The sequence below is a fragment of the Roseomonas sp. HF4 genome (assembly GCF_005222755.1).
In the GTDB taxonomy this organism is placed as follows: domain Bacteria; phylum Pseudomonadota; class Alphaproteobacteria; order Acetobacterales; family Acetobacteraceae; genus Neoroseomonas.
The window spans coordinates 195,304-207,869 of the sequence record NZ_STGD01000008.1; the positions used below are offsets into that span (position 1 = coordinate 195,304).

Here is a 12,566-nt window from a genome sequence, read left to right on the forward strand (position 1 = left end):
TGTCGGTCTGATGCGCGCGCTTCGCGCCGCGCCGCCGGTGCTCCTGCTGCTGGCCTGCGCCCTGCTCGCCGCCTGCGGCGACCTGCCGCAGCCCTTCCGCGGCAATCCGGGCGGCCAGGCCGCGACGCTCGCGGCACCGCCGGCCTATCGCCTGGCCATACCGCGGCCGGCGGCCGCCCTTCTGCCCGAGGCGGCGGCCGAGCGCTTCGCCGAGGCGCTCTCGACCGCCCTGCTGGCCGCCGAGGTCCCGGCCGCGGCCGACACGCCGCTCCCGCTGGACTGGCGCCTGACGGTCGAGGCCAGCCTCGATGGCGGCTCGGTCACGCCGCGCTTCGCGCTGACCGACCCCGACGGCGCCGCGCAGGGCAGCGCCGAGGGCCGGCGTGTCCCGGCGCGCGACTGGTCCGAGGCCACCCCCGAGACGCTCAGCCGCGCCGCGCGCGACGCCGCGCCGCGCATCGCGGACCTGCTGCTGCGCGCGGAAGCGGCGCGCAAGGGCATGGACCCGGCGGCGCTCGCCGTGTCGGGCCCGCCGCGCATCTACGTGCCCATGGTCCGCGGCGCGCCGGGGGACGGCAACGCCGCCCTGACCGCCCGGCTGCGGGACGCCCTGATGCAACAGGGCATGGTGGTGCAGGAGGTCGCGCAGGGCGCCCGCTTCGCCGTGACCGGCCAGGTCGCGGTGGTGGCGCAGCCGCAGACGCGCACCCAGCGCGTCGAACTGCTCTGGACCGTCTCCCGCAACGACGGGGAGGACCTCGGCCGCGTGCTGCAGCTGAACGAGGTCCCGGCCGGCGTGCTGGAACGCTTCTGGGGCGACGTGGCTTTCGCCGCCGCGACCGAGGCGGCCGGCGGCGTGCGCACGGTCGTCGCCAATGCCGGCGGCTTCCCGGCCGACCCCGCAACCGCGCCACGCGGGCAGGCGCCGCAGCGTGGGCAGGGGCTGGCCATGCCGCGGGATGCATCGGCGCTGCCGGCGCCGCAACGGACGCAGTAAGGCCCGGGGGGGCGTCTCCCGCCGGACCGCCTCGACCTTCTTTGGGACTTGGCGCGCGAAGACCGCGGCCGGCGCCGGGTGTCGAGGCGATGGACCGCGGCAGCCTTCCGCCCCCCCGCCCTTGCGACCCGCCCGCCCCGGCGGCACCCTCCCGCCATGACCGATACCCTCCCCGACCTCCTCCTCATCGGCTGCGGCAAGATGGGCGGCGCCATGCTCTCCGGCTGGCTCGAACGCGGCCTGGCCCGCGCCGTCGTGGTCGAGCCGCACGCCGCCGCCGCAGCAGCCTTCGCCGACCGCGCCACCGTGGTGCCGGACGCCGCCGCCATTCCCGCCGACTTCCGCCCCGCCGCGGTGGTGCTTGCGATCAAGCCGCAGGAGGCGCCGGCGACCTTGCCCGCCTATGCCAGCTTCGCGGCCGAGGGCGCGCTGTTCGTCTCGATCATGGCAGGCCGCTCGGTCGCCTCGATGCGGGCGGCGCTCGGCGAAGGCGCCGCGGTGGTGCGCGCCATGCCGAACACGCCCGCCGCCGTCCGGCAGGGCTTCACCGCCGCGCATGCCGCGCCCGGCGTCACCGCGACGCAGCGCGACCTCGCGGATGCGCTGCTCGCCGCGGTGGGCGAGGTCGCCTGGGTCGAGCAGGAGGACCAGATCAACCCCGTCACCGCCGTCTCGGGCGGCGGCCCCGCCTATGTCTTCCTGCTGGCCGAGGTGATGGAGGCCGCGGCGATCGAGCAGGGCCTGCCGCCCGACCTGGCGCGGCGCATGGCGCGCGCGACGGTCGCAGGCTCCGGCGCGCTGCTCGCCGCGAGCGACCAGGACGCGGCCGACCTCCGCCGCGCCGTCACCAGCCCCAAGGGCACCACCGAGCGCGCGGTCGAGGTCCTGATCGCCCCCGACGCCTGGCCCGCACTGATGTCGAAGGCGATCGCGGCGGCGACCGCCCGCGCCCGCGAACTGGCGGGCTGACGGGAAGGCCCCATATGATGGCGCGATGACCGAGACCGACGACGACGCCCTCGTTGCCGCGCTGTGGCGCGTGATCGCGGCCCATGGCTGGCCCGGGCTGACCATGGCCCGGCTGGCCGCCGAGGCGGCCGTGCCGCTGGCCACGCTGCGCGACCGTTTCCCGAGCCGCATCGATGCGCTGGTCCTGCACGGGCGCCGCATCGATCACGCGGTGCTCGCCGGCACCGTGGCCGGCCAGGGCGGCCTGGCGCGGGACCGACTGTTCGACGTGCTGATGCGCCGGCTGGACGCCATGCAGCCGCACCGGGAGGGCATCCTGCGCCTGCTGCGCGACATGCGCCGCGACCCGAGCCTGGCCGTGCTGCTCGGCCCGCAATTGTCGATCTCGATGCGCTGGATGCTCGATGCGGCGGAGATCGGCGGCGATGGCTGCCGGCGGCGCCTGCTGGCGCTCGGGCTGGTGGGCGTCTGGCTCGCCGCCGTGCGTGCCTGGGCCGAGGACGAGAGCGAGGACCTCGGCACCACCATGGCCGCACTCGACCGCGTGCTGGACCGGGCGGAGCAGATCGCGCGATCGTTCCGCCTGCTGCCCGATGACGCGGCACCCGAGCCGACGGCCGGATGACCTGCGCGACCCCTGCGTGCGCCGCATCATTCCCGATTACACCGGGCGCCGCTCTGCTCTAGGCTCCGGTGGCAAACACGGGGAGTTTCGCGATGTCTGACCGCTTCGGCTTCAAGCCCGACATGGACATTTTCAAGATGCTGGCGGACTTCAAGATGCCCAACGCGCCGGCGATGCCGGACATGGAGGCGCTGGCCGCCGCCCAGAGGCGCAACATCGAGGCCTTCTCGGCCGCCAACCGCGTCGCCCTGGAAGGCGCGCAGGCCGTGGCGCGCCGGCACATGGAGATCATGCAGGCCTCGGTCGCCGAGATGACCGAGGCGATGAAGGCCATGGCCTCGGCCGAGGCGCCGCAAGACAAGGCGGCGAAGCAGGCCGAGCTCGCCAAGTCCACCTACGAGAAGGCGGTGGCGAACATGCAGGAACTGGCCGACCTCATCCAGCGGTCGAACAGCGAGGCGATCTCGCTGCTCAACACACGCTTCGCCGAGGCGATGGAGGAAGTGAAGAAGCTCGTCGCGAAGTAGCGCGGCGGGTCAGCGCTGCGGCGGCGCGCCGGTGCCCCGGCCGATCATCCGGCCGGAGCCATCGTAGCGCCGCCAGCCATCGCCGCTGCGCTCGATCCGACCTGTGCCGCGGCCTGCGGAATCGTAAAGCCGTGCGGTGTTGCCGTTCCATTCGGTGCGGCCGACCGAACGCCCCGCCGAATCGTAGTGGCGCACGGCGTCGCCGCTGCGCTCGCTCCGCCCGGCGCCGCGGCCGCTCGAATCGTAATGGCGGGTGGTGTCGCCACGCGTCTCGGACCGGCCGATCCCGCGGCCCGCGGCGTCGTAGTGCCGTTGCGTCGCGCCGCCTTCGGTCCGCCCGACCGAGCGGCCCGCCGAGTCGTACTGGCGCATGGTCTGCGCGCCGCCAGCGGCCGGCAGAAGCAAGGTCGGGAACAGCGCCAGGATCGGCAGGCGGGTCATCAGGCGGTCCCCTTCCGCGCGGAGGATCGGCGGGAAGCATGGCGGATCAGTGGCGCCTGATTTACAGCGCCCCCCCGCGTTGCTACGACCCCGGCGTCCCACGCCACCTCCGCCCAGCGGCGCCCGGAGCCCCCCCGGCCATGAAAATCGTCGCCTGCAACAGCAACCGGCCGCTCGCCGAGGCCGTGGCCGCCGCCTGCGGATTGCCGCTGACCAACGCTTCCGTCCGCCGCTTCGCGGACCTCGAGATCTTCGTCGAGATCCATGAGAACGTGCGCGGCGAGGACGTGTTCGTGGTGCAGTCCACGAGCTACCCGGCGAACGACAACCTGATGGAGCTGCTGATCACGCTGGACGCGCTCCGCCGCGCAAGCGCGCGGCGCATCACCGCGGTGATCCCCTATTTCGGCTATGCGCGGCAGGACCGGAAGTCGGGCAGCCGCACGCCGATCAGCGCCAAGCTGGTCGCGAACCTGATCACCGAGGCCGGCGCCGACCGGGTGCTGACGATGGACCTGCACGCGGCGCAGATCCAGGGCTTCTTCGACATCCCGGTGGACAACCTGTTCGCTGCGCCGCTGTTCTCGCGCGACATCCAGGAACGCTATGCGGGGCGGGAACTGATGATCGTCTCGCCCGATGTCGGCGGCGTGGTGCGCGCGCGCGCCATCGCGGCCAGGCTCGGCGTCGACCTCGCCATCATCGACAAACGGCGCCCGCGCGCCGGCGTGTCGGAAGTGATGAACGTGATCGGCGAGGTCGAGGGCCGGCACTGCCTGCTGGTGGACGACATCGTCGATTCCGGCGGCACGCTTTGCAACGCCGCCGCGGCGCTGCTGAAGGACGGCGCGCAGTCGGTGGGCGTCTATGTCACGCACGGCGTCTTCTCGGGCGGCGCTGTGGCGCGCATCGGCGCGGCGCCGATCGAGATGATGACCGTGACCGACAGCATCCAGGCGACCGAGGCGGTGCGCGTGTCGCGCAACATCCGCCAGCTGACCATCGCGCCGCTGCTGGCCGAGGCCATGAAGCGGATCAGCGAGGAAAGCTCGGTGAGCTCGCTGTTCAACTAAGCCTCAGGCGCCGCCGCCGTCCGGCGGCTTGGCTTGCGCGCCGCGCGCTGGCTCGCCGGCGGATGAGGCCGGGCTGGGCGCGGTCGCGCTTCGCGCTCCCGGCCCGATACGGGGCATCGGGCCGCAAGGTGTTCGCGGCGGTGGGGGGGCTGTGCGGGGGGCGGATGGATCCTGCAGCCGGGGTGATCGGGCTCTATCGACGGCACGGGCTGGCCTGGGCGGCGGATCGCGGCACCGCGCCGGGCGCCGAGGCGGCCTGGCTCGAACGGTTCATGGCACTGCTGCGGCCGGGCGGGACGGTGCTCGACATCGGCTGCGGCTCGGGCGCACCGATCGCCGCCACCCTCGTGGCGGCGGGTTTCGCCGTCACGGGGCTGGATTCCTCACCGCCGCTGCTTGCCCTGGCGCGTGGGCGCCTGCCGGGTGCGTCCTGGATCGAGGGCGACATGCGCCGGATGGCGCTCGGCGCGCGCTTCGACGGGCTGCTCGCCTGGGACAGCTTCTTCCACCTCGGCCACGACGACCAGCGCGCCATGTTCGGGCGCTTCGCCGCCCATGCGGCGCCGGGTGCCGCGCTGATGTTCACCTCCGGCCCCGCGCATGGCGTGGCGATCGGCCGCTACGGTGGGGAGGCGCTGTTCCATGCCAGCCTCGATGCCGCGGAATACCGGGCGCTCCTCAGCACCGCCGGCTTCGCCGTGCTCGACCACAAGGCCGAGGATCCGGCCGCCGGCGGCCACACCGTCTGGCTGGCGCGGCATCGCTGAGCGCGCTTGCCAAGCCGGCCCGCGCGGCCGATCTTCCGCCCGGGCCGCCCCGGCGGCATTCCGGAAGGACGACGCTCCATGAAGCTGTACTACGCGCCGGGCGCCTGCTCGGTCGGCATCCATGTGCTGCTCGAGGAGACCGGCGCGCCGTATGAGGCCGTGCTGGTCAACCTCCGGGAGGGCGCGCAGTTCAAGCCGGACTTCACCGGGGTGAACCCGAAGTCGAAGGTGCCGACGCTCGAGCGTGACGACGGCTCGGTGCTGACCGAATACCCGGCCATCGCCTTCTGGCTGGCGTCGCGCTTCCCGACCGCGGGGCTGATGCCGTCCGGCATGGACGCGCAGGCGCGCGCGCTGGAAGCGACCGACTACTGCGTCGCGACCATGCACATGCAGGGCTTCTCGCGCATCTTCCGCCCCGCGAATTTCGCGCCGACCGAAGCCGACCACGCCGCCGTCAAGGCGCGCGGGGAGGAGATCTTCGGCAAGGGCCTCGCGCTGATGGACCGCGCTCTGGACGGCCGCGATTGGCTCGCGGGCACCTATTCCTTCGCCGATTCGGCGCTGTTCTATGTCTCCTTCTGGTGGAACGCCCGCCTCCAGAAGGACCTGCCCGGCAATGTCGGCGCGCATTACGCGCGCATGAAGGCGCGGCCGGCCGTGCAACGGACACTCGCGGCGGAGGGCCTCGCGTGATGAAGCTGTTCTATTCCCCGGGCGCCTGCAGCGTCGGCATCCACGTCATCCTCGAGGAACTGGGCAAGCCCTACGAGCTCGGCCTGGTCGCGCTCAAGGACGGCGCGCAGCACAAGCCCGACTACGTCGCGGTCAACCCGAAGTCGAAGGTGCCGGCGCTGCTGCGGGACGACGGCTCGCTGCTGACGGAATTCCCGGTCATCGCGATGTGGCTCGGCCGCGCGAACCCGGAGGCCGGCCTGGTGCCCAAGGACCTCGAGGGCGAGACGCGCTGCGCCGAGATGCTGGACTACGTCTGCGGCACCGTCCATCCGCAGGGCTTCACGCGGCAGTTCCGCGCGGCCAACTTCACCCCGCGGGAGGAGGACCTCCCCAAGGTGGTCGAGCAGGGCAAGACGCTCGCGAAGAAGTACTTCGACGTCCTGCAGGCCACCTGGACCGACGGAACCTGGGTGCTGCCCTCGGGCTATTCGGTGGCGGACGCCGCGCTGTTCTTCGTCGAGTACTGGGCGACGCGGCGGTCGGGCATGACGCTGCCGCCGCACCTCGACGCGCATCTCAAGGCGATGCTGGCGCGCCCGGCCGTGCAGCGCACCCTCGCGCAGGAGGGGCTGGCGGCTTGACCGCACCCTTCGACATCATCGGCCACCCGGCGCCGGGCGAGGCGCGGCCGTTCAGCCGCGCGACACGGGCCGGGGGGCTGGTGTTCGTCTCCGGCCATTCGGCGCCGCACGACCCGGCGCGCGGCGTCCTGCGCGGCGCGACGGCGGCCGAGCAGACGCGCCAGGCGCTGGCGATGGTCGCCGCAATCCTGCAGGACGCCGGCACATCGCTCGACCGCGCGGTGCAGGTCACGATGCTCATCACCGACCCGGCCGACTACGCCGAATGCAACGCCGAATACGTGCAGCACTTCCCGGCCGGCCTGCCGGCGCGCCACACCGCGCGCTTCGGCGTGCCGACCGAGGCGAAGGTCGCCTTCGCCTGCATCGCCCTTGCCGGCTCCGAGGACACGCCATGACGCCCGCGCTCAACCCCATCCCCTTCTGGTTCCTCCGCCACGGCGAGACGGACTGGAACGCCCAGGGCCTGAGCCAGGGCCGCACCGACATCCCGCTCAACGCCATCGGCGTGATGCAGGCCGCCCGCGCGGCCGAGGCCATGCGCGGGCGCGGCATCGCGACCATCGTCGCCTCCCCGCTCGAGCGCGCGCTGCGCACCGCCGAGGCGGTGGCGGAGATGCTCTCCCTGCCCGTCGCGACCGACGCCGACCTGCAGGAAGTCGCCTTCGGCGAACAGGAAGGCCAGCCCATGGGCGACTGGTACGACGACTGGATCGAAGGACGCTACACGCCGGCCGGCGGCGAGACCTTCGCGGGGCTGCTGGCGCGCGGCGTCGCGGCCGTGAACCGCGCGACGGCGCTCCCCGGCCCCGTGCTGGTGGTCGCGCATGGCGCGCTGTTCCGCGCGCTGCGGCTCGCGCTCGGCCACGAGCCCAATGTCCGCACGCCGAACGCGCTGCCGACGCTCTGCACGCCGCCCGCGGGCGGCGGCGCCTGGGATGTCAGCCCGGTGGCGCTGCCGCCGCTGCCGGCGTAGCGGGCGGCACCACCACGAAGCGGCGGTAGATGGCGCCGAGCGCGATCAACGCCAGGCCCAGCCCCAGGAAGGACAGCACGCGCCAGAGCCCGACCAGCGCGTCCATGTCCACGAGGAACACCTTCAGCGTAACCAGCGCGATGACGGCCAGCGCGGCGAGGCGGATCTCCTTCCGTCCGCTGCGGATGCCGATCGCGAGCAGCAGCGCTCCCAGCAGCAGCCAGGCGCCGGAATAGGCGTACATCTCCGCCTCCCCGATCCGCGCGGTGCCGATCTTCCCGGCGTGGAAGGCGCGGCGCACCTCGAGCGTCACCCAGGCGAAGGCGGCGGCCAGCGCATAGAGGCCGAGCGCCTGCGGCAGGCCGCGCGGTGCCTGCACCTCCGGCGCACGCGCCAGCGCAAGCGCCACCAGCAGCGCGGGCAGCGCATAGGCCGCCGCCAGCGCGTTCAGCAGGGGCAGGCCGCCCACGGGCTCGCCGGCCGTCCAGGGGTTGTGCAGCAGCAGGATGCCGCCGAGCAGCAGGCCCGCCGCGCCCGCCGCGCGCGCGGACCAGAGCATGGCGACCCGCCCGCCCCGCCGATGCAGCAGGAGCGCCGCCCAGGCAGCGGCGAACAGCGCGCTCGCCTGCCAGGCGGCCTCGACGAATTCCCACCTTGCAAGCGCCAGCGAATGCGGCGCCATGCCCTCCGGCCGCGGCGCGCCGAGATGCACGGCGTGGCGGATCTCGAGCAGCACCAGCAGCACCGCGAACAGCGCCGCGCCGCATTCGAGCAGCCGCACCACCATGCCATCCCGCATGCGCAGGAATTCCCGCGCCGCCCACGCGAAGCAGAGCGCCGGCACGCCATAGGCCAGCAGCAGCCCATTGAGAACCGGCATCGAACCCCAGTCGTAGCCGAGCACGAAGCGGTTCAGCGCGAGCCGCACCAGCACGAGGACCGCGACGGCGAAGGCGACGCGCCGCAGCGGATCGAGCCCCGTGCGCCGCGCGATCATCGCGAGCGGCGGCAGGAACAGCGCGACGCCGAGCGTGAGCCACTGTTCCCGCAGCACTATCGCGACGCCGAGCGCCAGCGCGGCGGTGGCGCCGGCTGCGTGCAGCCCCGCGCGGCCCTCGCTGCCCGCCCGCATGCCGCGCGCCGCCGCGCCGACATGGATGGCCGCGACGCCGCAGGCGGCCAGCGCCCAGGACGGATCGGTGGCAAGTCCGCGCACCCGCGCATAGGCCACGAGCAGCGTCAGCACCGGCACCGCCGCCGCCAGCCCGGCCCAGGCCAGGCCGTGGCGCGCCTCCAGCGCCAGCCCCGCCGCGAGGTGCAGCGCGGCGAACAGCAGCGCCGCCACCAGGAAGCGCCACAGAACCCCCGGCACCAGCCCGCCCGGGATGATCGACTGCACCGCGCCCTCGATCGTGATGTCCTCGTCCAGCGGCGACCAGGTCGGCACGTTCCAGACCAGCAGCAGCAGCAGGCCGACGCCCGCGAGGAACCACGGCAGCCGCGCGAGCGCAGGGTGCCGCAACCCCGCCGCCACCGCGACCGGGGAGAGCAGCAGCACGCCCGCCGCCGGCGCCAGGTCCGGCCCGCCGACCGCGACCGGCAGGAGCGCCAGGCCCAGCAGCACCGGCGGCACATGCGCGAGCCGCCGCCCGAGCGCGGTGCCGAGCGCGGGCTTCGGCAGCAGGAACAGGAACGCGGCGGCGGCCAGCACCACGAACACGGCCGGCGCCCAGAGGTCGAGGCCACGCGCCATGATGCTGCCCGCCAGCACCCAGACCGCGCCGCCCGCCGCCGCGCACCAGCCGAGCCAGCCCCAGGCGGTGGCGCGCACCACCATCATCGCCGCGACGGTCGCTACCAACAGGTAGGCAAAGAGGCCCGGCAGGGACGGGTCCTGCGTCTCAACCAGGGCGGGCGAAACGAAGGCGGCGGCAAGGCCCACGGCGCCGACCAGCGGCCCGCGCCGGAGCGACAGCAGCAACCCGGCCCCGCCCGCGGCCGCCATGGCCAGGAACCCGGGCAGCGGCGGCAGCAGCGCATACATCGCGGTAGCGGCATAGGCGGCGCCGAACAGCGCCGCGACGCCGCCCGCGGCCAGCGCCGGCGGCCCGTAATCCGGCAGGGCGCGCACGCCGCCCGCCGGCGTCGGCCGGCGCGCGAGCCATTCGCCGGCGAGGATGAGCGCAAAGCCGAGCGCCGCCGCCAGGGCGCAGCGTGCCGCGGGGCCGAGCCAGCCTTCCTCGACCGCGAAGCGCACCAGGAAGACCGCCGCCAGCAGCAGCGCGCCGGCACCGAGCCAGACACCCCAGCGCTGGGTGATCAGTTCCTCGAGGCTCGGGCCGGGGCGGGGCGCGACCGGACCGTTGCGCGGGCCGTGCGCGGCCGGGCCGGCCCAGGGCGGCGGCGGCGCGGCGGCAGCCTCAGGCTGTGCGGGGGCGATGGGCGGCTCGGGCTGCGGCGACGCGGCGGCCTGGGTCTCGGGCCCCGCGGTGTCGGGCGGGGCCGGTGCCGCGGCGGCATCCGATGGCATTGCCGCGGGCGCGGCGCGCGCGTCCTCCGGCGGCCGGAACCCGGCCATCACCAGGGCCGCCGCCATGCCCGCGACCTCGCCCCGCAGCCGCGCGACATCCGCGCGCAAGGCCTCGGCGTCGCGCCGTGCCGCGCCGGCCCGCGCGAAACCGGCGATGCCGAGCACCGATCCCGCCAGGATCAGCAGCGCGATCAGGCCGGCCAGAAGGAAAAGGCTTTCCATGCGAGCCACCTCAGGCGCGGCCGCCGCGTCGCGTCAAGGCAACGCCGCACCGGGCACGCCAAGCCCATGAAGCGTTTCGCCCGGCCGCGCTTGCGCCGCCACCCCCCATCGCCTAGAACGCCCGCGCGCCGGCACCCCTGGAGGCCGGCGCTTGTCGTTCCGGCCCGCCGCACCGCGGCCCCGGGCGGCAGGCAACACATCTTAAGGAGCACGACCATGGTCCAGACCATTCGGATCGAGGCCGCGGCGCGCGAGCAGGCAGGTAAGGGGGCAGCCCGCGCAACCCGGCGTCAGGGGCTCGTCCCCGCTGTCATCTACGGCGCGAAGAAGGATGCGACGCTGCTCGCCCTCGACCCGCGCTTGGTGATGAAGGAACTGCACAAGGGCGGCTGGCAGTCGCACCTCTATGAGGTGGCGATCGGCGACACCGCCGAGCGCTGCCTGATGCGCGACGTGCAGTTCCACCCCGTGACCGACCGCCCGATCCATGTGGACTTCCAGCGCCTGGCGCCGGGTGCCCGCATCCGACTGAAGGTCGCCGTCACGTTCCTGAACGAGGACACCTGCCCGGGGATCAAGGCCGGCGGCGTGCTCAACGTCGTTCGCCGCGAGATCGAGGTGATGGCCGATCCGGAGAACGTGCCGGAATCCTTCGAGATCGACCTCGCTGCCGCCGAGATCGGCGACGGCCTGCGCTGGTCCGCCGTGAAGGACACCTTCGGCACGAAGCCGGCGATCACGGGGCGCGACTTCATGGTCGCCTCGATCGCCGCGCCGACCGTGATCGAGGAAGAGCCCGTGGCCGCGGCCCCGGGTCCGGTCGAGGCGACGAAGCAGAAGGCGCCGGCCGGCTCCGCGGCGCCCGCGCCGGCGAAGAAGAAGAAGTGAGCGGGGGGGGAGGGGAACCTCCCCCGCGCCCCCTCCCTTCCTTGGCATTTGCCGCCGAGCCTGGGTGGTAGGGCGCCAAGTGACAGAGAAGGTTGAGGGGGGTCCGGGGGGAGAAGTTCCCTTCTCCCCCCGCCATTGCCCATGCCCATGCACGACGATGGACCGCTGCTCTGGGTCGGCCTCGGCAATCCGGGGTCCGATCACGCGCGCCAGCGGCACAACATCGGCTTCATGGCGGTGGACGAGATCGCGCGCCGGCACCGCTTCTCCCCCTGGCGCAAGCGCTTCAAGGGCGAAGCCTGCGACGGCACCATCGCCGGGCGCCGCGTCTTCGCGCTCAAGCCCATGACCTACATGAACGCGAGCGGCGATTCCGTGCAGCAGGCCGCCGCCTTCCTCAAGATCCCGGTCGGCGCCATCACCGCCTTTCATGACGAGCTCGACCTCGCGCCGGGCAAGGTGCGGGTGAAGCAGGGCGGCGGCGTGGCCGGCCACAACGGACTGCGCGACATGCGCCGCGCCTTCGGCAGCGCCGAGTTCTGGCGCGTGCGCCTGGGCATCGGCCACCCGGGCCACAAGGATGCGGTGACGGGCCACGTGCTCGGCAATTTCGCGAAGCAGGACCAGGCGTGGGTCGCGCGGCTGCTCGACGCCGTGGCCGATGGCGCGCCGCTGCTCGCAGAGGGGCGGCCCGAGGAGTTCATGACGCGCGTCGCGCTGCTGACGCAGGAGGGGTGATGGAAGACGAGGACCCCATGGCCGGCGCCTTCACGGGCCCCGGCCCGCAGGATCTCGCGAACGGGACGGGCGTCCTCGCCTCCGCCCTGGTGCGGGAGGCCGAGAGCCTGGCGCGGGCCGCCGCCGGCCTGCGCGAGACGCTGGACCTGTTCCTGATCGACGGCTTTTCGCCCGAGGCCGAGGACCGGCGCGTGATGCGCGAGGGCACGCGGGAAGCGGCGGCGCTGTCCGGCGCGCTGCTGCTGGCCGCGCGGCAATTGCTGCGCTTCACCGGCGATCCGGTGCAGGCGGCGCACGAGACGGTCGGGCGGCTGCCGCGCGGCTCGCTCTCGATCGGCGAGATCGTGGGGCACCTGCGCGCCGCGGCGCTGGCGCCCGTCACGGATGACGGCGCGGCGCGCATCGCGGCGGCGACGATCGCCGAGACCTTCGCCGAGGAATTCGCAGCCGCCTGGGCCAAGGCCGCCCTGGCCGGCCCGGCCAAGGGGGGATGA

General features: G+C 74.0%; 15 protein-coding genes. 13 read left to right on the plus strand and 2 right to left on the minus strand.

All coding sequences use genetic code 11. The features are described from left to right. Positions 1–10: 10 nt before the first annotated feature. The 4 genes from E8M80_RS14265 to E8M80_RS14280 all read left to right on the plus strand — a co-directional run bounded on the left by E8M80_RS14265 (position 11) and on the right by E8M80_RS14280 (position 3,118). On the plus strand, positions 11–997 hold the full coding sequence (locus E8M80_RS14265) for a hypothetical protein (RefSeq protein WP_137126368.1): 987 nt from the start codon (positions 11–13) through the stop codon (positions 995–997). 156 nt (positions 998–1,153) lie between these two features. Next, a complete protein-coding gene (gene proC, locus E8M80_RS14270; protein WP_137126369.1) occupies positions 1,154–1,966 on the plus strand; it encodes a pyrroline-5-carboxylate reductase in 813 nt (270 codons plus the stop codon). 25 nt (positions 1,967–1,991) lie between these two features. Further along, a complete protein-coding gene (locus E8M80_RS14275; RefSeq protein WP_137126370.1) occupies positions 1,992–2,591 on the plus strand; it encodes a TetR family transcriptional regulator in 600 nt (199 codons plus the stop codon). 92 nt (positions 2,592–2,683) lie between these two features. Beyond that, entirely contained in the window at positions 2,684–3,118 is a 435-nt protein-coding gene (locus tag E8M80_RS14280) for a phasin family protein (RefSeq protein WP_137126371.1), read from the plus strand. 9 nt (positions 3,119–3,127) lie between these two features. Here E8M80_RS14280 and E8M80_RS14285 read toward each other — a convergent pair whose 3' ends face one another. Further along, positions 3,128–3,559 carry a type IV secretion protein Rhs gene (locus tag E8M80_RS14285; protein WP_137126372.1) on the minus strand — a complete coding sequence of 144 codons (432 nt, stop codon included), beginning with the start codon at positions 3,557–3,559 and terminating at the stop codon, positions 3,128–3,130. Positions 3,560–3,699: 140 nt separating this feature from the next. Here E8M80_RS14285 and E8M80_RS14290 point away from each other — a divergent pair, with 140 nt between their 5' ends. The 6 genes from E8M80_RS14290 (at position 3,700) to E8M80_RS14315 (ending at position 7,694) form a co-directional block, all read left to right on the plus strand. After that, complete coding sequence (locus E8M80_RS14290; protein ID WP_137126373.1) at positions 3,700–4,632, plus strand: ribose-phosphate pyrophosphokinase; 933 nt, start codon at positions 3,700–3,702, stop codon at positions 4,630–4,632. 164 nt (positions 4,633–4,796) lie between these two features. Continuing rightward, a complete protein-coding gene (locus E8M80_RS14295; RefSeq protein ID WP_137126374.1) occupies positions 4,797–5,399 on the plus strand; it encodes a class I SAM-dependent methyltransferase in 603 nt (200 codons plus the stop codon). Between the two features lie 78 nt (positions 5,400–5,477). Then, on the plus strand, positions 5,478–6,095 hold the full coding sequence (locus tag E8M80_RS14300; protein ID WP_137126375.1) for a glutathione S-transferase family protein: 618 nt from the start codon (positions 5,478–5,480) through the stop codon (positions 6,093–6,095). After that, positions 6,095–6,718 (plus strand): glutathione S-transferase family protein, encoded by a 624-nt coding sequence (locus E8M80_RS14305; protein WP_137126410.1) that lies wholly within the window; start codon positions 6,095–6,097, stop codon positions 6,716–6,718. Before E8M80_RS14300 ends, E8M80_RS14305 begins: the two co-directional genes overlap by 1 nt. Continuing rightward, positions 6,715–7,116 carry a RidA family protein gene (locus E8M80_RS25980; RefSeq protein WP_170979412.1) on the plus strand — a complete coding sequence of 134 codons (402 nt, stop codon included), beginning with the start codon at positions 6,715–6,717 and terminating at the stop codon, positions 7,114–7,116. The genes E8M80_RS14305 and E8M80_RS25980 overlap by 4 nt, the downstream gene beginning before the upstream one ends. Then, a complete protein-coding gene (locus E8M80_RS14315) occupies positions 7,113–7,694 on the plus strand; it encodes a histidine phosphatase family protein (RefSeq protein ID WP_137126377.1) in 582 nt (193 codons plus the stop codon). Before E8M80_RS25980 ends, E8M80_RS14315 begins: the two co-directional genes overlap by 4 nt. Here the strand turns inward: E8M80_RS14315 and E8M80_RS14320 are convergent. Beyond that, positions 7,660–10,446: a DUF2339 domain-containing protein gene (locus E8M80_RS14320; protein WP_137126378.1), complete on the minus strand. Its 2,787-nt coding sequence runs from the start codon at positions 10,444–10,446 to the stop codon at positions 7,660–7,662. The genes E8M80_RS14315 and E8M80_RS14320 overlap by 35 nt on opposite strands. 216 nt (positions 10,447–10,662) lie before the next feature. Between E8M80_RS14320 and E8M80_RS14325 the strand changes: the two genes are divergently transcribed. From E8M80_RS14325 to E8M80_RS14335, 3 genes are all read left to right on the plus strand, one after another. Further along, the gene (locus tag E8M80_RS14325; RefSeq protein ID WP_137126379.1) at positions 10,663–11,334 is read left to right on the plus strand and encodes a 50S ribosomal protein L25/general stress protein Ctc; all 672 of its coding nucleotides are present in this window, start codon (positions 10,663–10,665) and stop codon (positions 11,332–11,334) included. 147 nt (positions 11,335–11,481) lie between these two features. Next, positions 11,482–12,072 (plus strand): aminoacyl-tRNA hydrolase, encoded by a 591-nt coding sequence (pth, locus tag E8M80_RS14330; RefSeq protein WP_137126380.1) that lies wholly within the window; start codon positions 11,482–11,484, stop codon positions 12,070–12,072. Then, entirely contained in the window at positions 12,072–12,566 is a 495-nt protein-coding gene (locus E8M80_RS14335) for a hypothetical protein (protein WP_137126381.1), read from the plus strand. Before pth ends, E8M80_RS14335 begins: the two co-directional genes overlap by 1 nt.